The sequence below is a fragment of the Pedobacter sp. AK013 genome (genome assembly GCF_014205835.1).
In the GTDB taxonomy this organism is placed as follows: Bacteria; Bacteroidota; Bacteroidia; order Sphingobacteriales; family Sphingobacteriaceae; genus Pedobacter.
This window is the reverse complement of the sequence record NZ_JACHCQ010000008.1, coordinates 34,272-53,281: the sequence shown is the minus strand read 5'-3', so window position 1 is coordinate 53,281 and position 19,010 is coordinate 34,272. Positions and strand designations below refer to the sequence as shown.

The window sequence follows — 19,010 nt, the reverse complement described above, 5'->3', positions numbered from 1 at the left end:
AGGCTAAGTTTTGTTTAAAGATCAATTTAAGTCTATTGTATGCGCTACCGCTATCTGTTCTAAGAAATATTCATCATGCGATACCACCAAAAGCGTTCCTTGGTATTCGTTAATGGCTGATGTTAAAATTTCTATATTCTGGATATCGAGGTTATTGGTAGGCTCATCGAGGATCATGAGGTCAGGCGATTGGTTGCCGATGGTTAACGAACAAAGAATCAACCGCATTTTTTCGCCACCACTTAATGCCGAGCAGGATTTATCCCACTCGGTTTTATCAAATAAAAACCAGTTTAAGCGGATTTTTATTTCATGCTCCTGTAATGCGCCAAAGTTATATTGTTGTGCCTGTCCATAAACGGTAAGTTGATTATCAATCAACGAATAATCCTGATCAATATATATAGAGCTAATACCCGTTTGATTTAAACTCCCCATCGAGGGCTGCAGCTGCCCCAAAATAAGTTTGATCAAAGTGGTTTTGCCTGAACCATTTCTGCCTTTTATCACGTAACGCCCACCACTAAAAATCTGAAAGCTAATTGGTTCTTTCCAAATTAACTGATCGTGGAAAGCAAAGTTGATTTCCTTAGCCACTACAATACTTTTTCCTTTATGCAATGTAGACTGATTGAAACCGATTTTCATTTTATCGACATCGGGTAATGCCGAACGCAGTTGGCTCATTTCGGTTGAAATATGTTCGAGTTTTTCTGCGTGCACCCCTTTCAGTTTTGCGGTACTTTTTTCTGCATTATTTTTTAAGGTATTCATAGAAATGGTCGGTAATCCGGCTTTTTCCTGTTTTTTCTTCCCCCTGGCATCAGGCTTCTGTTGCCGTTCCAGCGATTCCCTTTCTACCTCTTTAGCCTTACGCAGTGCTTTTCCCTTCGCTTTTAAATCATTGTGCAAAGCCTCATTTTCAGTTTTCTTTTGTGCGGCATAGAAATCGTAATTTCCGCCATACAGGGTTATTCCCTGCTTACTTAATTCGTAAACTTTCTCCATTTGGTTTAATAAAGTCCGATCGTGACTCACTACCACTAAAGTAGCCCTGGCCAACTGGATATAATTATATAACCTGTTTCTACCTTCCAGGTCCAAATGATTTGTCGGCTCGTCCAGCAAAACAACATCAGGGCGATGTATGGCGATGCCCGCTAAAAATACGCTGGTTTTTTGCCCTCCGCTTAAACTTTCCATTTTCTGGCTTACATCTAAATCTTTCAATCGCCAATGGCTTAAGGCTTCTGCGCAACGTTCCTCAATGGTCCAGTCATCATTGAGCATAGCCATGTTTTCGTCGGTTACTTCTCCGTTGAGGATCTCATTCAATGCCTTTAGTTTATCTTCGATCCTGAGTGCCTGCGCAATTGTCAAATCATTACACTGACCAAAAAGCTGAGGTATATAGTAGGGTGGCGATTCTGTTTTAACATGCCCGGTGGTTGGCATGAGTTTGCCAGCTAAAATTTTTAAAAGTGTCGATTTCCCTGCACCATTATGGCCAATGAGTGCAATTTTTTCGTATTTGTTGATGGTGAGATTTAAATCTGAAAACAGTAAATCTCCATTAGCATGGATATAGCTAGCCCCTTGTAGATTAAGCATAAATTTCTTTTTTTATTGGTAAATAATTGCAGGAACGGAAATGCGCTGCCTGTTATCTATTTTTCTGAAAAAGAAATTAATCTTACATATATGAGGAGATTTTGGTGATGACGCAAAGATAAAGAATTTTTGCGTTTTGCAAAAGGTGGTTGGTGTGGATTGATGAGTTAGTCTGATTCGGGAGTTAGGGAAAAGTGTCGTCATTTCGAGCGGAGTGCAACGCAGTCGAGAAATCTGCCTAGGTAGATCTCTCCATTCCACTACGTTCCAGTCGAGATGACGAGTCGATAAGGTAGTTCTATATGTAAATTTTAATCAATAGATTTTATCTATATCAATTTTTATTTGCATTAAAAATTTAATCGCATATATTTACAAAAAACTTTAGGGGTGCCTACGTGCTGAGAAATACCCTTTGAACCTGATGCAGTTAGTACTGCCGAAGGGAAAAGTGAAAGCAACTTACATTGCTGTCTTTTCGATCTCCATTTTGGGGCAATCTCTATAGTTTTTCCAATTTTTTTAAAATTATGGAAGTAACTATAAACAATCAAAACCATCTTCTTAACGAGGCCTGTTCTATAGAACAGATGCTGGCTCTTGTACTCTTTTCAGAAACAGATGGCCTTGCCATAGCTGTAAACCAAACCATTATTTCTAAATCAGACTGGGCTACACATGCATTAAGCCAGGGCGATCAGATCATCATCATTAAAGCCACGCAAGGCGGATGAAAGAATACGGAATCATGAAACCTATGCCCAATTAATTATTCCCATTAATTAACAATCCAACCTACCCCCATATATGAAACAAGAAAAAATTCCAAACCAGGAAGTAATCAGCCGTAGTCCTTTTCCGGCTTCGCGCAAAATATTTGTACCAGGCAAAATCCACAATATCCAGGTGGCCATGCGCGAGATCAGTTTAACGGAAACCAAAATCCACAATGGCTTTGGCTTAACCGAACCTAACCCGCCTGTAACCGTTTACGATACCAGCGGACCATATACCGATCCTAATGTGGTGATCGATGTAAAAAAAGGCTTACCACGAATCAGGGAGCAATGGATAAAAGACAGGCTTGATGTAGAAGAACTCCCGCAATTGTCTTCTGCTTACGGACAACAGCGCCTGGCCGATGAGGAGCTTGATGCCTTACGCTTTAATTTTATCAAAAAACCTTACCGCGCGCAGGCCGGTGCTAATGTATCGCAGATGCACTATGCCAAAAAGGGCATTATTACAGCCGAAATGGAATATATCGCCATTCGGGAAAACCAACAGATCGAACTGCTCAACGCACAACTGGGTGAGCAGCATGAGGTAATGAACCACCAGCACCAGGGCAATAGCTTTGGGGCAAATACCCCTAAAGGTTACATTACACCTGAATTTGTAAGGGCAGAGGTAGCTGCTGGCAGGGCGGTAATCCCATGCAACATCAATCATCCCGAGCTCGAGCCTATGATTATTGGCCGGAACTTTCTGGTAAAAATTAACGCCAATATCGGTAACTCGGCCGTTACTTCTACCATCGAAGAAGAAGTGGAAAAAGCCGTGTGGGCCTGCCGTTGGGGCGCCGATACCATTATGGATTTATCAACAGGGAAGAATATCCACGAAACCCGCGAATGGATTATCCGTAATTCGCCTGTGCCTATTGGTACCGTTCCCATTTATCAAGCCCTTGAAAAAGTAAACGGAAAAGCTGAAGATCTTACCTGGGAAATTTTCCGCGATACTTTAATTGAGCAGGCCGAACAAGGTGTAGATTATTTTACCATCCATGCTGGTGTTTTACTTCGTTATGTACCCTTAACCGCGAAAAGGATCACCGGTATTGTTTCGCGTGGCGGATCTATTATGGCCAAATGGTGCCTGGCCCATCACAAAGAAAACTTCCTGTATACCCACTTCGAAGAAATCTGCGAAATTATGAAAACTTATGATGTAGCCTTTTCCTTAGGGGATGGTTTAAGACCTGGCTGTATTGCCGACGCTAACGATGCCGCACAGTTTTCGGAATTAGAGACGCTTGGCGAACTGACCAAAATAGCCTGGAAACATGATGTACAAACCATTATAGAGGGGCCAGGGCACGTACCCATGCACCTGATTAAAGCCAATATGGAAAAACAGCTCGATCATTGTGGCGAAGCGCCTTTTTACACTTTAGGGCCCTTAACTACCGATATTGCTCCGGGTTACGACCACATTACCTCGGCCATTGGTGCGGCCATGATCGGTTGGTTTGGAACAGCCATGCTCTGTTATGTAACCCCGAAAGAACATTTGGGCTTACCCAACAAAAAAGATGTTAAAGATGGCGTAATTACCTATAAAATTGCGGCCCATGCGGCCGATTTAGCTAAAGGCCACCCAGGTGCGCAATACCGCGACAATGCTTTAAGTAAGGCGCGGTTCGAGTTTAGGTGGGAAGATCAGTTTAACCTCTCACTCGATCCTGATACGGCAAAGGAGTTTCACGACGAAACCTTACCGGCCGAAGGTGCAAAGATTGCGCATTTCTGTTCTATGTGCGGCCCCAATTTCTGTTCGATGAAAATTACGCAGGACGTTCGCGAGTATGCGGCGCAACAAGGGCTCGAAACCGCCGATGCACTGGAAAAAGGAATGCTGGAAAAATCGAAAGAATTTACCCAAAAAGGAAGCGAAATTTATTCTTAAACTACTATGGAACTGATTGTAATCGCCGAGCCTACCGTTTTTAAGGAAGAATGCCATCTTGTAAACCGGCTTTTCGAAGCCGGTTTACCCGTTTTCCATTTGCGTAAGGATAATGCCGATGAAGCCGGGTACCGAAAAATTATAGAAGGGATCTTACCCGAATACCATCCACGCATTGCCCTGCACCATTTCCATGCCTTGGCCAACGATTATAACATTAAAAGAATCCACCATACCGAAAGCTTCAGAAAAAATTTAACGACCAATATATTACCCAAAAACCATATACTAAGCACTTCTATCCATCAATTATCGGCGATGGATGCTATTGCCCCGTATCATTACAGTTTTTTTGGCCCTGTATTTAACAGCCTCTCCAAGCCAGGTTATTTAGGCGTTATCCCTCCCGGCTTCCGGTTAAACAAGTATAACATCAAAACAAAACTAATTGCATTAGGTGGCATTGGTTTAAACCAGATCAGCCAGGTAAAAGAAATGAACTTCGATGGTGTTGCACTATTGGGCACGATATGGAACGATCCCGCTCAGGCTTTAATCAATTTTAAAAAAGCACAGCAACTTTGCCTGGCGCATCATCAACCACTTTAAAAATATCAATATGATCCACCCCTTACAATATATTTCGCAGGCAGCTAAAACAGGCACCCATATCGATGCCATTGAGCAGGTGCTTCAAGCTGGCGGAAAATGGATACAGCTCCGCATTAAAAACCAAACCGAAACCGAAATCCTGCCTTTTGCAAAAGCAGCGCAAGCTTTGTGCGAAAGTTACGGCGCCAAATTAATCATAAACGATTATCCGCAACTGGCAAAAGCCGTAAATAGTTATGGTGTGCATCTGGGCCTGCAGGATATGCCCATTCTCGAAGCCAGAAAAATTATTGGCAAACAGCAAATTATCGGAGGTACAGCAAATACTTTCGAACATATCCAGCAGAGAGTAGCCGAAGGAGCCGATTATATTGGTTTGGGGCCATTCAGGTTTACGCATACAAAAGAAAACCTGAGCCCCATTGTAGGTTTGGAAGGCTACCAAAAATTAATGGAAAAAGTGCGACAGGCAGGCATTAGCACCCCAATTATTGCTATAGGTGGTATTGAAGCAGCTGATATTCCGGCTATACTAGAAACCGGCATTTACGGTATTGCCGTATCGGCAGCACTTACCAACCAAATTCAAACTTCGGCTGCATTAGCAGAAATTAACAACAAAATTCACCATGCATTCGCTTTAAAACAATAGATATGTTAACAATTGCAGATCAAACCTTTAGTTCGCGTCTCTTTACCGGAACAGGAAAATTTTCTTCGGCCAAAGAAATGGAAAGCGCATTAATCGCTTCGGCCTCCGAACTGGTTACCGTAGCCCTTAAACGGGTTGATTTAAAAGGTAAGGATGATGATATCCTCCAGCACCTTAAACATCCGCATATTAACTTACTGCCCAATACTTCGGGTGTTCGTAATGCCAAAGAAGCAGTTTTTGCCGCACAGCTCGCGCGCGAAGCTTTAGCAACCAACTGGATTAAGTTAGAAATCCACCCGGATCCAAAATATCTTATGCCAGACCCCATTGAAACCTTAAAAGCCACTGAAGAACTGGTTAAACTCGGTTTTGTAGTTTTGCCTTATATCCATGCCGACCCGGTTTTATGCAAACGTTTAGAAGATGTGGGCACCGCAGCGGTAATGCCCTTAGGCTCGCCCATTGGCAGCAATAAAGGTCTAAAAACCATCGATTTCTTAGAGATTATTATCAGTCAGAGCAGGGTACCTGTAATTATCGATGCGGGTATAGGTGCACCATCTGATGCAGCTAAAGCCATGGAAATTGGAGCCGATGCTGTTTTGGTCAACACCGCCATTGCCATCGCCCAAAACCCGACTGATATGGCCACTGCATTTAAGCTGGCTGTAGAGGCCGGCAGAATGGCTTTTGAATCTAAATTGGGCAGCCAACAGCATTATGCCGCAGCCAGTAGCCCACTAACCGCATTTCTTGATGAACAGTTTTAACGGAGTATTCGAATCCTACAATTGGGACGATACCAAAGCCAGTATTTACGATAAAACAGCAGCCGATGTAGAAAGGGCACTGAACAATACACAGCGCAACCTGGAAGATTTTAAAGCGCTTATTTCGCCTGCTGCCTTGCCTTACCTGGAAGATATGGCGCAGGTTAGCCAGCGTTTAACTTTAGATCGTTTTGGTAGGGTAATCCAGATGTATATCCCCTTATATCTCTCCAACGAGTGCAATAATATCTGTACCTATTGTGGTTTCAGCTACGATAATAAGGTAAGGCGCAGAACGCTTAACCCGATGGAAATTATGCAGGAGGTTGCGGTAATTAAAGAGATGGGTTACGACCATGTTTTATTGGTTACCGGTGAGGCCAACCAAAGTGTACATACCGATTATTTTAAAAAAGTATTAGACCTCATCAGTCCACATTTTGCCCATATAGCTATGGAGGTACAGCCTTTGGATGTAGCCGACTACGAAACCCTCATTCCGCACGGGCTAAATACGGTATTGGTTTATCAGGAAACCTACCATCAGGACGATTACCGAAAACACCATCCAAAAGGCAAAAAAGCTAACTTTTTATATCGCTTAGAAACCCCTGACCGGCTAGGACAGGCGGGTATCCATAAAATGGGACTTGGTGTTTTAATTGGACTGGAAGATTGGCGGACCGATTCATTTTTTACGGCCCTGCACCTCTCTTATCTCGAAAAACAGTATTGGCAAAGTAAATTCAGTATTTCTTTCCCCAGGTTGCGGCCTTTTAGCGGCGGTTTAGAACCCAAGGTAGCGATGAACGATAAGGAGTTGGTGCAGCTCATCTGCGCTTACCGTTTGTTTAACAGCGAGGTAGAACTGTCTATCTCTACCCGCGAAACCATGGCTTTCCGTAACCAGGTGATAAAACTGGGCATTACGGCCATCAGTGCGGGCTCCAAAACCAATCCGGGCGGTTACCAGGTAGAACCACAATCTTTAGAGCAGTTCGAAATATCTGATGAACGTTCGGCACAGGAAATTGCAGCCATGATCAGAAAGCAGGGTTACGAACCCATCTGGAAAGACTGGGATAGGAGTTTAATCAGAAAATCATGTTAGTTAAAGAAGAATTAAACCGTTATACCCGTCAAATGATTTTGCCCGAACTGGGCCTGGCGGGGCAGGAAAAACTGAAGGCTGCCAGCATACTGGTTATTGGTGCCGGTGGACTGGGTTGCCCGGTATTGCAATACCTGGCTGCAGCAGGAATAGGCCAAATGGGTATTGTAGATAATGATGTGGTGGAACTGAGTAATCTGCACCGACAGATTTTATACAACCACATGGATGTCGGCCAGCCAAAAGCAAAGGTAGCAACCGAGAAACTCGCCTTACTCAACCCCCATGTTCAGCTCAGTGCCTATCACGAACGTTTTATGGCAAATAACGCTGTATCTATTTGCGAGGCTTATGATATAGTGATCGATTGTTCTGATAATTTTACTACCCGCTACCTCGTAAACGATACCTGTGTAAGCTTGGGAAAAACACTCATATTTGGCTCCATTTTACAGTTTGAAGGTCAGGTAGCCGTATTTAATCATCAAGGCGGACCAAATTATCGGGATCTTTACCCTGCACCACCAACTGAAAATATTAATTGTATTGAAGGCGGCGTAATTGGCATTTTACCCGGTATAGTTGGTTTATACATGGCTAACGAAGCAATAAAACTAACCTGCGGTATTGGCGAAACTTTAGCTGGTAAACTAATGACCATTAATGCACTGAACAATACTGTATTGGTATTTAACCTTGCAAAAGAAAAACCAACCAAAATAGTTAAAGCCGAAACGACAGTTAACACCGCAAAAGAAATCGATAAAGCGACTTTAAGTCAGTGGCTTTCTGAATCTACTGATGAAATTTTTCTGATTGATGTACGCGAAAGCTACGAACATGAAGAAAACAATATTGGAGGCATTAACCTTCCACTATATGAATTAAGGGAATCATTTTCAACTATTCCAAAGAACAAAAAAGTAGTTTGTTATTGCCAAACCGGGCAAAGGAGTAAAATGGCGGTGCAGTTATTGGCAGGGCTTTATGAAGGAAAAGTATATAGTTTAACTGGTTCGTTAAGTTAATCCTAGAAATTGGGAGCAGGGCAAAGCGGGGTGATTATCTTAAATTTAATATTAAAAACATCTCTTTCAGATCACCCATTCTGAACTTTCAGACTTATCCCTATGCAGTTCCTAATTCAGTCCCATTTATTATACGTTCCGCTTCTAGTACTGACTGTGTATCCGTACCAGCCGCTTCTTCCGGTTTCCTTACTGCCATCTCTTCTTTCTTTAATCTACTTGCCCAAATACCGCAAATGCTTATAAAAAATGCAGCACATAAAAACCACACTAACCGTGTAAGCATATACCTGTAATTGGAAATGTACTTGGTTAAGATTGTATTTGAAAGTGGTTTTAATACTCTTTGTGTATCTAAAGGATACGCGCCACTATCAGTAAAAAATTCATGATTCTTTCCATATCCTTTATACCATACTTTACCAATCGAATAACTGGTTAACGTATCAGGTAAATTGATTTTTCTTTGACGCGTTAACGTTTGAACATTTAACGGAATGATTGGCGTACCAACATTTTGTTTATCATCTTTAATTGGCTCATAGTGATCTTCATCCCAGTACATAAATTTCTCAACCGCATTAGGCATTCTAATTGGAGTAGGTAAGCGTTCCCAAACTGCTAAAGAAGTGGTGCTAACGAATAATAAAATAGTACAGGAAATAGTAATGTAGCGGGGTGAAAATTTTGGTACATAAACCGGCTGCTTAGGTTGTTCCGGTCGAGTCACATCTTCACCATTGCCTCCGCCAGTGGGCTTACCCATAATAAAAATTGGCTGAGGTGGCGGCGTGGATGTAATGTCAGGTACTTTAACCTCACCGGTAGGTTTAGTTGTAATTGGTTCAGTTATTTCTTCTTCGGGCTTTTTAGCCGCCTCCTCAAAAATAAGTTTTAGTTCCTCTTCACTAAGTTCTCTCCACTCATTATATGTAGGGAAATCTATTAACCAAGCCAGAAGTTTAACCAATTTTTCATCCCTAATGCTTGTTCCCTCTACCATAAAACTTACTAAAGATCTAAACTTATCTAGTTTAAATCTTTCAATACTTCTTACTTGATCATCAAATTGATTTTTGGGGTCGAAAACTAATCGGATTAAATCTTTATCCTTCTGCGTATTTTTTCTTAGAAAAACCTCTACACATTCAATTCTTATTTTTTCTCGACCAGGGTCTTCCAAATTAATAGAAAGTCGGTGATTTTTATTCTTTATCCAATAAAAATCTAAGAGTGATAATTTATAATTCTCAAACATTTTCTTTAAAAATTTAGCGTAAAAATAAGGCGGAAAAAGTGGAAAATTTACGGGTTCCCGGAATCTATGCGGAAACAAGGGAAACATCGGAATATATTAATAACTAATCTTTTGACTCCCCTCATATTTGTATCGTTGATCAGCACAGGCGGCGATTCATTATCAAAGCTAAATTAAAAAACTGATTAATAAAAGAGTGGAAATCGCGGTAGTGAATAGCCGGTTTGGGAAGCAGTTACTAGCTCCCGCGACAGACACTCAACACTTCCCAAATTTTCAGAAGGCCTTCTGATTTACAAACTGCAGAAAGGCCCGCGAATGGTTCGCGGGTACTCTGCCTAATAAATCAATTCTAAAAATTAAAGAAATGTTCATTCCATTATTTATTGCGATCCTATTGGGATTAGCAACACCTGCAAATACAAACAACAATTGTAATCCTAATGGTGGTACAACCGTAACCACTGCCGATACTGATCCGACCAATCCTGGTGACCCAGGCGACGGCACAGGAGAGGCTGGTGGAGATACTGGTGGCGAAACCGGACAAAATCCACCGCCTAAAATAGGTTAATTTAAAAGGTAAGGCGGTAAATCTGCCTTGCTTTTTATATTATAGTTAGCTTCAAATGAGAAGCTAACTATATCCCAATTTTAATAAACAATCGTTATTGTTTATTTTTTTAACTTAGGGGAAAAACTAAAAATTGTGAACCGCTTCTCCATCTTATTATTATTATTACCACTGGGACTTTTATTTTCTTGTTCCAAACCTCAACAAAAAGAGAAAACTAAAAAAGAGAACCCATTATACGATAAGGCATTTGAGTACCGGGAGCTTGGAAGAATTGATAGCGCTTTTAGCTATTTCAATCAAGCTAAAGATTTATTCTTATCGCAACGAGATAGTTTAGGTGCAGCAAAGTGCTTAGTAAATATGGGTATCATCTCGACGGATAAAGGAGATAATTTTGGAGGACAGGAAATTTCTTTAAATGCGCTTAAATATCTTGATAAGACCGATAAAACTCAATACCCATTCATCCATTCCAATTATAATAATCTTGGTATTGCTACCTTTAGATTGGCCGATTACTTAAACGCTTTAAAATTTTACGACTTAGCCATCGCCTTTTCTGAAAACCCATTAGATAAAAACTTATACCTAAATAACAAAGCCAAGGTTTATCAAGATGTCAAAAATTATGAGGCAAGCTTAAAAATTTATAATCAAATCCTATCTCAAAACAGCAAAAACCAAAAAGAATACGCTAGAGCATTATCTAATTTAGCTAAAACCAAATGGCTAATTAATCCTAAATATAATGCTGAAACTGAATTTTTAAAAGCATTAAAAATCAGGGAGCAAGAAAGAGATCTATGGGGGCTAAATGCCAGTTATGCACATCTTGCTGATTATTATACCTCTAAAAATCCAGGGCTTGCAATAGATTATGCAAAAAAAATGTACCACGTAGCCATTCAGATTAGTAGCCCTGTCGATCGGCTACAGGCTTTACAGAAACTAATTAAGTTGAGTTCACCAATAGCAACTAAACAGTATTTTGAGACCTATGAGGAATTAGCTGATAGTCTACAGACTGCCCGTAGTGCCGCCAAAAACCAATTTGCGCTTATTCGCTACGAAACCGAAAAAAACAAAGCAGATAATCTGGTGCTGCAAAAGGATAATGAAAAGAAAAAATATCAGGTTATTATTCTGGCTTTCGGTATCCTTTTGTTTGCAGTTGCAGGAACACTCTGGTACAGGAAACGAAAACAAAAACTAGAACTGGAGGCCAAAAATTCGATCCGCGATAGCCAGATTAAAACTTCCAAAAAGGTACACGATAAAGTGGCTAATAAAATTTACCGGGTAATGTCAGAAGTTGAAAACAAGAATGACCTAGACAGAAACCATCTGCTCGATCAATTAGAATATATTTATAACACTTCAAGAGATATTTCATACGAAATTACTGACAATAGATTAAACAAGACATTTAGGCAACAGCTTTCAGAGCTGTTCTCCGCCTATGTTGCCAGTACACGTTCCATTGATGTTATCGGTAATGAAGATGATCTTTGGGCAAATATTCCGGAAAACACAGCAAGTGAGATCTTTATTATATTATTGGAACTCATGAATAATATGAAAAAGCATAGTCAGGCAACAGTTGTCAAAATAAGGTTTAATAGAAACCATAATATCATATCTATAAAATATCATGATAATGGTATAGGACTACCGGAACAAGTGATACATAATAATGGTTTACGAAATACGGAAACCCGTATTAAAAATATCTCAGGCACTATTACTTTTGAAACCATGGATAAAAATGGTTTAGGAATTTCAATTTCTTTTCCAATTCGTTAATTAAGAAAATTATGTTTCAAAAAGTATTAATAGCTGAAGATCACGAAGGAATGAATTACTCAATGCAAGTTACATTGGAAAATTTAGGTATTGAGCACGATTTCAAAAATTATGTTTTTTACTGCGACGACGCTTTGAGTCGCATCCATAAAGCCAAATCGGAAAACAAACCTTATGAATTGTTAATAACAGATTTATCGTTCAATGAAGATTTCCCAAAGCAACAAATAACAGACGGTGCACGATTAATCAAGGCTGTAAAGGAAGTACAACCAGAAATAAAGATCCTGGTATTTTCTAGTGAAGGGAGGTTGTCAGAAGCTCAAATTCTCTTTGAAAGTTTGAATATAGATGGCTTTGTTCCAAAAGGGCGTGGCGATGTCAAAGATTTGAAATCTGCAATCCAGGCTATTTTTGATAATAAGAAATATATTTCCGCGAATCTCAAGAAAACAATAAACGAAAAGGTATATGACTTCGAAAAATTGGACATTGCTATTTTAACGCTGCTAGCTAAAGGAATATCCCAGAAAATGATGCAGGCGCATTTGCAAGAAATGGGTATTAAACCTAATAGCCTAAGCAGTATTGAAAAACAGCTAAAAAAAATGAGGGAAGCCCTTGAATTTCAGAACAACCCGCAGTTAATTGCCTATTGTATAGATAGAAAAATCATATAGTTTTCAATTCCATAAGTAATCTATGTTTGCAAACTCATCCCGAGATATAGTTATTCGGAATTTGTAATTTCCTCTTTTGAGTTCGATAATGGCGACCTGATTACCTATAAACTATTAACTACCTGACCAGTATACGGTTTCCCGTAAGGATACACCATATTCCTCCCATACTTTTGAATAGCTAAAAAAACAATTATGGGAAAATTTATCATTACCAAAAGAACAAACGGGCAGTACCAGTTTAACCTCGAAGCAGCAAACGGAAAAGTTATTCTCACCAGCGAGGGCTATACCACAAAAGCAGGTTGCAGCAAGGGCATCGAATCTGTTAAAGCCAATGCACCAACAGATGCAAGGTACGACAGAAAAATCGCCAAAAACGGATCACACTATTTCAATCTAAAAGCTACGAACGGCGAAATTATCGGTACCAGCCAAATGTATACCACTGCTGATGCCAGAGATAAGGGCATAGAATCGGTTAAAGAAAATGCGCCTAGTGCTGAAGTTGTTGATGAAACCATTTAACAAAACGCTATGGATCTTAAAATAAAATTAGAACAACTTCATCAACGGGTGGTTGGATTAAAAGACCAGATCAATACCGAAGAGGCTACAAAAAATGCATTTGTAATGCCTTTTATTCAAATCCTCGGTTACGATATCTTTAACCCTACCGAAGTGATACCCGAGTACATTTGCGATATCGGCACAAAAAAAGGTGAAAAGGTGGATTATGTAATCCGCAAAAATAACGAGCCCATACTCATTTTCGAATGTAAACATTGGAAAGAAAGCGCCGATGCACACAACTCTCAGCTGCACCGCTACTACCATGTTTCGAAAGCGCGATTTGGCGTATTAACCAACGGCACTGTTTATAATTTTTACGCCGATTTAGAAAAGCCAAATATTATGGACGAGAAACCATTCTTAACCATCGATATTGAAGACCTGAAAGATAACGCCATCAAGATCCTAGAGAGTTTTACCAAAAACGAATATAATTTAGAAACGATCCTCGATTCGGCCGAAGGCTTAAAATATATTAAAGCCATCAGAAAAGAATTCGAAAAAGAAATCGACAGCCCCTCTGATGAAATGGTGAAATTATTGGTGAACCGTTTTTTCGACAAACCTTTAACGGCAAACCGGATGATCGCCTTTAAAGAATATACTAAAAAAGCCCTTACCATTTCCATTAACGAATCTATTAGCGATCGTTTAAAATCGGCATTGAATATTAATGAGAAAATAGAAAAAAAGGAGGAGGGCAAGGTGGTTCCGATTAATGAAGACCTCGATATCTCTAAAATCGTAACAACTGAAGAAGAGTTAGAAGCCTTTCAGATTGTAAAAGCCATTTTACGCGAAAAGATTCCTTCGGCACGCATTGCTGCCCGGGATACACAATCGTACTTTGGGGTATTATTAGATGACAATAACCGTAAACCCATTTGCAGGTTCCATTTCAATACGGTTAACAAGTACATCGAAACCTTCGAGAAAGGGAAAGATGCCGGCGAAAAAAAGCAGCTGTTTAATCTCGATGAGCTTTACGATTACAGAAACCAGCTGCATCAATCTATTGAAAATTACTAATTAACACCGCTCAACACGCTCTTAAAATGTAGAGGTTGCTTCTCTGTCTGTTTTCGAAACAGGCAGGGCAATCTCTCATTTTCATATAAACAACCCGCTATCATTCCCTTTACTGTTAGCCGTAAGGAAACTGTTTTTAGCCTGAATACCTTAGGGGCATGAAACATCTTATTACACTGCTAATTTTAACATTCGCAACGGGCATGGTCCGGGCACAAAAAAAGAAAGTGATCACCTATCAGCTAATGGAACCTGGATTTAACACTAAAGTAATTAAAGGAACCATCAGCGAGGTATACACGACAAAACGTTACGGCAAAACTTTCTGGTGGGTAGTAATTGGTAGCGATACCATTATCCATGTTTGGCCCAGGCACCTCGATACCGCAACCATGAAACCTGGCATAAACCGTGGCTTCTATTCCATTAAACGCCTGGATAATAATTGGTGGAAGAAAGAAAAATCAGAAGATTATGTGAAACCAAAAACTAATTGATTCAGGAATGATTCGTCGACTTTCGATAAGTCAAATTACACCCATAACCAATTGTTAATGAGTTATCTAACACAAAAAAATATTATTCAAATATTTAGTTGGCTTTTACGGTTTCCCGTAAGGACGAGGGTTTTAGCTTGAGTACTTTTGACTAACAAACTCAAACACTTATAAAACTAATTATGGAATCACAATTACAAAATGAAATTACATTTTATCAGGATGTAAATGTTACAGTTACACAATCCAGGTATATAACTAACTCAAAAACTTATGCAATGAGGAACATATCCTCTGTTCATATTTTTGAAATAATAAAAAACAGAACACTACCTATTGTAATGGTCGTAATTGGCGTTCTGATGCTTTTTTCAGAATCGTCGAGGGTTTTGGGTTTTATTCTTATTGCTATAGGCATTCTCATCTTAGTCCTTACCAAAAATGAATTCACGGTAAGAATCAGTACAAATTCTGGAGAAGTGAATAGTATTATCTCAAAAGACAGGTCATATATTCAGAATATTGTAAATGCACTTAATGATGCAATTGTATTCAGAGGCTAAAACAATTTAATTCCTATAATTATGAGAGTTTTTCTCGTCATCTGCGCTCTTTGTTGTTTTGCGGCAATATTAAAGTTGCCTATTGAATACTACACCTTTCTTAGAGCTATTGTATCACTTGGGGCCTTATTGCTGATTTACATCTGGATAAAACAAAAAAACTATTCTTTAATAGCAGTTTTTATACTCATTCTTATCCTTTTTAATCCGTTATTCCCCATTTATCTGCACCGAAAAGGTATCTGGATCCCTCTTGATGTAATCACCGGATTACTCTTTTTACTAATCGCCTTTTATAACAAAAAACAATCTGCAAAAAAAGAAGAAAAGACTACTGAGGTCTTACCCGTTCAAAAATCATACGCCTGAGACCGGATTGTTTCCCCACAGCGTGAAATATAATCATGAATTAATAAATCAAACTCAAAACTTAACATTATGATTGCCCAAATTGAAGAATTTTTTAGTCCAAAAAAAATTGAAGCACCTCAAGATGAAAATGTAGAGATCAAAGAACCCGTTGCAGAAGAGACAGAGGAAGTTAGAAAAAGAACTTACCACGAAGCAGGCTTTAGAGATGGATCACGAAACAGTGGTAGCCCTTTGGCGCTTTCGATATGCCTGAATGCCATTTATGCCAAATTCCAAAACGAAGAAAAGGAGCTGGTAGAAAAACAGCAATTGGCCAAAGAGCCCTATATTAACGAGCAGAAAACCAAGGAAACCGAAATCAAAACGCTTGGCATCAGCAAAGAGAATAAAGAACAGCAGATTAGCAGGGTAGAAACCGATATCAGGGCTGTAAAGGACAATATTGAAGAATTAAAGTTCGAAATTAATGATCTGGCCAGGAACCCCGAAAAATATCACATTAGTACTTCAAAGGGTGCTTCAACCAAATTCTGGATCGGCTTGATCATCTTGATGCCCTTAAGTCTGTATTTATTTACCTTTTATATTTCTACCTCTTATTCGGCCTTTTTTAAACCTTTTGATGCCAATAGTACTATCATTATGAATGTACTCGATTCAAAGGCTTTTTCAAAAGCATGGCAAGATGGATCACTCGAAGGTGCCTTTGTAACTTTTATCCCATTTGTATTTTTAGGTTTAGGGTATTTAATCCATATGTTTGGCGAGAACAAAAGCTGGAAAAATTATACCAAAATAGGTTTGCTTTTACTTACCACCTTTGTTTTCGATGCTATTTTGGCCTATCAAATAGAAGAAAAGATTTACGAACTCACCAAAACTTTTGATACGCCTGCATTTAATCTCCTCATTGCCTTTGGCAAAATCCAATTCTGGGGAATCATCTTTGCAGGTTTTGTGGTGTATTTAATCTGGGGGGTGGTATTCGATTTTATCATGAAAGAGCACCGCGAAAAAGACAAAATCAAACACGAACAACTTCGCAGAAAAAAGGACATTCAAATTCATCAAGATAGGATAGGGGATATCGAACTCCAAAAAGCCAAATTGATAGAAGAACTTAATGAGATTAAAAAATCATCGGTTGAGGCGCAAGGACGTGTTACTACACTACAGCGCATAATTGACGCTGTAATTATTCCCACTAAAGAATATGTACTGTATGCCTCAGAATATATGCAAGGCTGGATTACATTCATCAATCAGAAACTGCACATTTCTCAATACGAAAAAAGTGCACTCGAAAACGAATGTATTGCTTGTTACCATGAGAACCTTAAAAATGTAGGGGCGAGCGAAGATTCACAAAATTCTGTTTATGTATCTACCTTATAAACTCGCAAGCATGAAAAGAAAACTACTAAGTTTATTGCTGATCTTTTTGATCGCCAGTACTTTCGCCGAACGAATTAAAGCGCAAAATCAGAGCCTGAACATTAGCTTTTTGTTAGATTTATCAGATAGGATTGCGCCCAAAAAGAACCCCGATTTTTTTCAGAGGGATCTTGGATACATAAAATCTATAGAAACAGCTTTTGTTAATCATGTAAAAGGGAAAAAAATAATGCTTTTAAATGATCAGATGCAGGTTTTCTTTGATCCCATTCCTAAAATTCCAAATATCGATTACTTGAGTCAACTATTGAAGGTAAGCTTTAACTCAAAAACAAATAAAAAGGACATTCTTAGCGTAGATAATGTTTACACACAAACTTCTTCAAAAATCTATTTACACACTATTAAAGAGAATAATTATGTTGGTTCCGATATCTGGAAGTTCTTCAAAAATAATGTTCAGAATTACTGTATTAAAGACAAACAACGAAATATATTAGTGATACTAACCGATGGTTACATGTATCATAAAAACAGTAAATTTTTAGATAAAGGTAAAAGCTCTTACATCACCCCTGCATTTATCCAATCAAAAAAGCTTATCTCTTCTGATTATCGGGCAATCATGAAAAAGAATAATCTGGGTTTCATCTCTTTTCCTTATAATTTAAAAGATCTGGAAATTATTGTTTTAGGCATTAATCCATCAAAACAGAACCCATATGAAGAAGATGTGATTAAACAATACTGGGCAGATTGGTTTACAGCTATGAAGGTGAAAAAATTCCACTTAATCTCAACTGATCTGCCTGCCAATTTATCTCCCGTGCTCCAAAAAATTATTTCGGAAAAATAGTTTATCTATTCACTAATTTTTAAACCAGCAACATTCACCTATATCACAACTTGTTAATTAACCCTTTTCAATAATACCTTTCCACAATCATGAAAACGCTTTCCCTATTACTCTTTTTCTTTACCAACATTACCTGCAAAGAAAGTACAACCGTATACATCTGCAACAGTCCTGGTGCTAAAAAATACCACTATACCTCCAGTTGCCGCGGTTTAAGCAATTGTACCTATAAAATTATAAAGGTGGATATAGAAAAAGTCAAAAAAGACGGAAAAACACTATGCGGCTGGGAAAAGTAAGCCTGCTGATCTTTTTTCTTGTGTTTCAGGCTTGCAACATTCAGCCATGGGAGAGTAAAGAGCTGGATTACACCCATCTTGTTTTTACAGCCAAAGTCATCCGGATTTTAGATGGAGATACGATGGAGGTCCTGTATCGGCATCAGCCTATAAAAATCCGTTTAGCACATATCGATTGCCCTGAGAAACGCAGATCGCAACCATACGGCAATAACGCTAAAAAAGCCTTGTCCGATTTATGTTTCGGGCAAATGGTTAATGTTCAAGGCCAAAAATACGATCGTTATAAAAGGTTAATCGCAGTAGTCGTTAACGGGAACAAACAGGTGGTGAACCAGGAAATGATTAAACTCGGAATGGCCTGGCATTTTAAAAGATACTCCAGCGATCCGCTATATGCGCAATTGGAAATCATTGCAAGGAAAAATAAAGTAGGCCTTTGGCAAGAAGCAGATGCCGTAGCGCCTTGGGCATGGCGGGAAACGAAGCATAGTTTGGCAAAGTAGTGCCATTATTTCTCGGTGCCATAATCTAATCGTGTTACACAAGAAAAATTATCAAGCTATAACCAGCTGCAGAATATTAAGAAAACTATCTGAGTTCGATCAATCAGCATTACAAAAATTTGGT

21 protein-coding genes and 1 riboswitch are annotated in these 19,010 nt (G+C 39.1%); of the genes, 19 read left to right on the top strand and 2 right to left on the bottom strand.

The window, feature by feature from the left end:
- Nucleotides 1–21 precede the first annotated feature (21 nt).
- The gene (locus HDC90_RS07555; RefSeq protein WP_184465361.1) at nucleotides 22–1,611 is read right to left on the bottom strand and encodes an ABC-F family ATP-binding cassette domain-containing protein; all 1,590 of its coding nucleotides are present in this window, start codon (nucleotides 1,609–1,611) and stop codon (nucleotides 22–24) included.
- Between the two features lie 376 nt (nucleotides 1,612–1,987).
- Nucleotides 1,988–2,076, top strand: a riboswitch (TPP riboswitch).
- A 65-nt stretch (nucleotides 2,077–2,141) separates the two neighbouring features.
- On the opposite strand from HDC90_RS07555, the gene thiS reads away from it, so the two are divergent.
- The 7 genes from thiS (at nucleotide 2,142) to moeB (ending at nucleotide 8,478) form a co-directional block, all read left to right on the top strand.
- Nucleotides 2,142–2,345, top strand: a complete 204-nt coding sequence (gene thiS / locus HDC90_RS07550) for a sulfur carrier protein ThiS (RefSeq protein WP_184465360.1) — start codon at nucleotides 2,142–2,144, stop codon at nucleotides 2,343–2,345.
- A gap of 73 nt (nucleotides 2,346–2,418) precedes the next feature.
- Entirely contained in the window at nucleotides 2,419–4,302 is a 1,884-nt protein-coding gene (gene thiC, locus HDC90_RS07545) for a phosphomethylpyrimidine synthase ThiC (RefSeq protein ID WP_184465359.1), read from the top strand.
- A 6-nt stretch (nucleotides 4,303–4,308) separates the two neighbouring features.
- Nucleotides 4,309–4,911 carry a thiamine phosphate synthase gene (locus HDC90_RS07540; protein ID WP_184465358.1) on the top strand — a complete coding sequence of 201 codons (603 nt, stop codon included), beginning with the start codon at nucleotides 4,309–4,311 and terminating at the stop codon, nucleotides 4,909–4,911.
- A gap of 10 nt (nucleotides 4,912–4,921) precedes the next feature.
- A complete protein-coding gene (locus tag HDC90_RS07535) occupies nucleotides 4,922–5,566 on the top strand; it encodes a thiamine phosphate synthase (protein WP_184465357.1) in 645 nt (214 codons plus the stop codon).
- A gap of 2 nt (nucleotides 5,567–5,568) precedes the next feature.
- Nucleotides 5,569–6,339 carry a thiazole synthase gene (locus HDC90_RS07530; protein ID WP_184465356.1) on the top strand — a complete coding sequence of 257 codons (771 nt, stop codon included), beginning with the start codon at nucleotides 5,569–5,571 and terminating at the stop codon, nucleotides 6,337–6,339.
- Complete coding sequence (gene thiH, locus HDC90_RS07525; protein ID WP_184465355.1) at nucleotides 6,326–7,450, top strand: 2-iminoacetate synthase ThiH; 1,125 nt, start codon at nucleotides 6,326–6,328, stop codon at nucleotides 7,448–7,450. Before HDC90_RS07530 ends, thiH begins: the two co-directional genes overlap by 14 nt.
- On the top strand, nucleotides 7,444–8,478 hold the full coding sequence (gene moeB, locus HDC90_RS07520) for a HesA/MoeB/ThiF family protein (protein ID WP_184465354.1): 1,035 nt from the start codon (nucleotides 7,444–7,446) through the stop codon (nucleotides 8,476–8,478). The genes thiH and moeB overlap by 7 nt, the downstream gene beginning before the upstream one ends.
- A gap of 100 nt (nucleotides 8,479–8,578) precedes the next feature.
- Here the strand turns inward: moeB and HDC90_RS07515 are convergent, their stop codons facing one another.
- Entirely contained in the window at nucleotides 8,579–9,736 is a 1,158-nt protein-coding gene (locus tag HDC90_RS07515) for a hypothetical protein (RefSeq protein WP_184465353.1), read from the bottom strand.
- Nucleotides 9,737–10,103: 367 nt separating this feature from the next.
- Here HDC90_RS07515 and HDC90_RS07510 point away from each other — a divergent pair, with 367 nt between their 5' ends.
- The 12 genes from HDC90_RS07510 to HDC90_RS07460 all read left to right on the top strand — a co-directional run bounded on the left by HDC90_RS07510 (nucleotide 10,104) and on the right by HDC90_RS07460 (nucleotide 18,886).
- Nucleotides 10,104–10,310: a hypothetical protein gene (locus HDC90_RS07510; RefSeq protein WP_184465352.1), complete on the top strand. Its 207-nt coding sequence runs from the start codon at nucleotides 10,104–10,106 to the stop codon at nucleotides 10,308–10,310.
- 135 nt (nucleotides 10,311–10,445) lie between these two features.
- On the top strand, nucleotides 10,446–12,116 hold the full coding sequence (locus HDC90_RS07505) for an ATP-binding protein (RefSeq protein WP_370576577.1): 1,671 nt from the start codon (nucleotides 10,446–10,448) through the stop codon (nucleotides 12,114–12,116).
- 11 nt (nucleotides 12,117–12,127) lie between these two features.
- Nucleotides 12,128–12,796 carry a response regulator gene (locus tag HDC90_RS07500; protein WP_184465351.1) on the top strand — a complete coding sequence of 223 codons (669 nt, stop codon included), beginning with the start codon at nucleotides 12,128–12,130 and terminating at the stop codon, nucleotides 12,794–12,796.
- A 195-nt stretch (nucleotides 12,797–12,991) separates the two neighbouring features.
- Nucleotides 12,992–13,324: a YegP family protein gene (locus HDC90_RS07495; RefSeq protein ID WP_184465350.1), complete on the top strand. Its 333-nt coding sequence runs from the start codon at nucleotides 12,992–12,994 to the stop codon at nucleotides 13,322–13,324.
- Between the two features lie 9 nt (nucleotides 13,325–13,333).
- On the top strand, nucleotides 13,334–14,398 hold the full coding sequence (locus tag HDC90_RS07490; RefSeq protein WP_184465349.1) for a type I restriction endonuclease: 1,065 nt from the start codon (nucleotides 13,334–13,336) through the stop codon (nucleotides 14,396–14,398).
- A 158-nt stretch (nucleotides 14,399–14,556) separates the two neighbouring features.
- Nucleotides 14,557–14,895, top strand: a complete 339-nt coding sequence (locus tag HDC90_RS07485; protein WP_184465348.1) for a hypothetical protein — start codon at nucleotides 14,557–14,559, stop codon at nucleotides 14,893–14,895.
- 182 nt (nucleotides 14,896–15,077) lie between these two features.
- The gene (locus HDC90_RS07480; protein ID WP_221451814.1) at nucleotides 15,078–15,458 is read left to right on the top strand and encodes a DUF6232 family protein; all 381 of its coding nucleotides are present in this window, start codon (nucleotides 15,078–15,080) and stop codon (nucleotides 15,456–15,458) included.
- A 21-nt stretch (nucleotides 15,459–15,479) separates the two neighbouring features.
- Nucleotides 15,480–15,827, top strand: coding sequence for a DUF6804 family protein (locus tag HDC90_RS25710; protein WP_370576576.1), 348 nt, complete (start codon nucleotides 15,480–15,482; stop codon nucleotides 15,825–15,827).
- Between the two features lie 69 nt (nucleotides 15,828–15,896).
- Nucleotides 15,897–17,225 carry a beta-carotene 15,15'-monooxygenase gene (locus HDC90_RS07475; RefSeq protein WP_184465346.1) on the top strand — a complete coding sequence of 443 codons (1,329 nt, stop codon included), beginning with the start codon at nucleotides 15,897–15,899 and terminating at the stop codon, nucleotides 17,223–17,225.
- A gap of 10 nt (nucleotides 17,226–17,235) precedes the next feature.
- Entirely contained in the window at nucleotides 17,236–18,081 is an 846-nt protein-coding gene (locus tag HDC90_RS07470) for a hypothetical protein (protein WP_184465345.1), read from the top strand.
- An 89-nt stretch (nucleotides 18,082–18,170) separates the two neighbouring features.
- Nucleotides 18,171–18,380 carry a hypothetical protein gene (locus HDC90_RS07465; RefSeq protein ID WP_184465344.1) on the top strand — a complete coding sequence of 70 codons (210 nt, stop codon included), beginning with the start codon at nucleotides 18,171–18,173 and terminating at the stop codon, nucleotides 18,378–18,380.
- Nucleotides 18,362–18,886 (top strand): thermonuclease family protein, encoded by a 525-nt coding sequence (locus HDC90_RS07460; RefSeq protein ID WP_184465343.1) that lies wholly within the window; start codon nucleotides 18,362–18,364, stop codon nucleotides 18,884–18,886. The genes HDC90_RS07465 and HDC90_RS07460 overlap by 19 nt, the downstream gene beginning before the upstream one ends.
- The last annotated feature ends 124 nt before the right edge of the window (nucleotides 18,887–19,010 follow it).

What these genes read in the sequence shown, in the direction of transcription:
- HDC90_RS07555 (WP_184465361.1), bottom strand. Translation starts at nt 1,611, where the DNA reads ATGCTTAATCTACAAGGGGCTAGCTATATCCATGCTAATGGAGATTTA.
- thiS (WP_184465360.1), top strand. Translation starts at nt 2,142, where the DNA reads ATGGAAGTAACTATAAACAATCAAAACCATCTTCTTAACGAGGCCTGT.
- thiC (WP_184465359.1), top strand. Translation starts at nt 2,419, where the DNA reads ATGAAACAAGAAAAAATTCCAAACCAGGAAGTAATCAGCCGTAGTCCT.
- HDC90_RS07540 (WP_184465358.1), top strand. Translation starts at nt 4,309, where the DNA reads ATGGAACTGATTGTAATCGCCGAGCCTACCGTTTTTAAGGAAGAATGC.
- HDC90_RS07535 (WP_184465357.1), top strand. Translation starts at nt 4,922, where the DNA reads ATGATCCACCCCTTACAATATATTTCGCAGGCAGCTAAAACAGGCACC.
- HDC90_RS07530 (WP_184465356.1), top strand. Translation starts at nt 5,569, where the DNA reads ATGTTAACAATTGCAGATCAAACCTTTAGTTCGCGTCTCTTTACCGGA.
- thiH (WP_184465355.1), top strand. Translation starts at nt 6,326, where the DNA reads ATGAACAGTTTTAACGGAGTATTCGAATCCTACAATTGGGACGATACC.
- moeB (WP_184465354.1), top strand. Translation starts at nt 7,444, where the DNA reads ATGTTAGTTAAAGAAGAATTAAACCGTTATACCCGTCAAATGATTTTG.
- HDC90_RS07515 (WP_184465353.1), bottom strand. Translation starts at nt 9,736, where the DNA reads ATGTTTGAGAATTATAAATTATCACTCTTAGATTTTTATTGGATAAAG.
- HDC90_RS07510 (WP_184465352.1), top strand. Translation starts at nt 10,104, where the DNA reads ATGTTCATTCCATTATTTATTGCGATCCTATTGGGATTAGCAACACCT.
- HDC90_RS07500 (WP_184465351.1), top strand. Translation starts at nt 12,128, where the DNA reads ATGTTTCAAAAAGTATTAATAGCTGAAGATCACGAAGGAATGAATTAC.
- HDC90_RS07495 (WP_184465350.1), top strand. Translation starts at nt 12,992, where the DNA reads ATGGGAAAATTTATCATTACCAAAAGAACAAACGGGCAGTACCAGTTT.
- HDC90_RS07490 (WP_184465349.1), top strand. Translation starts at nt 13,334, where the DNA reads ATGGATCTTAAAATAAAATTAGAACAACTTCATCAACGGGTGGTTGGA.
- HDC90_RS07485 (WP_184465348.1), top strand. Translation starts at nt 14,557, where the DNA reads ATGAAACATCTTATTACACTGCTAATTTTAACATTCGCAACGGGCATG.
- HDC90_RS07480 (WP_221451814.1), top strand. Translation starts at nt 15,078, where the DNA reads ATGGAATCACAATTACAAAATGAAATTACATTTTATCAGGATGTAAAT.
- HDC90_RS25710 (WP_370576576.1), top strand. Translation starts at nt 15,480, where the DNA reads ATGAGAGTTTTTCTCGTCATCTGCGCTCTTTGTTGTTTTGCGGCAATA.
- HDC90_RS07475 (WP_184465346.1), top strand. Translation starts at nt 15,897, where the DNA reads ATGATTGCCCAAATTGAAGAATTTTTTAGTCCAAAAAAAATTGAAGCA.
- HDC90_RS07470 (WP_184465345.1), top strand. Translation starts at nt 17,236, where the DNA reads ATGAAAAGAAAACTACTAAGTTTATTGCTGATCTTTTTGATCGCCAGT.
- HDC90_RS07465 (WP_184465344.1), top strand. Translation starts at nt 18,171, where the DNA reads ATGAAAACGCTTTCCCTATTACTCTTTTTCTTTACCAACATTACCTGC.
- HDC90_RS07460 (WP_184465343.1), top strand. Translation starts at nt 18,362, where the DNA reads ATGCGGCTGGGAAAAGTAAGCCTGCTGATCTTTTTTCTTGTGTTTCAG.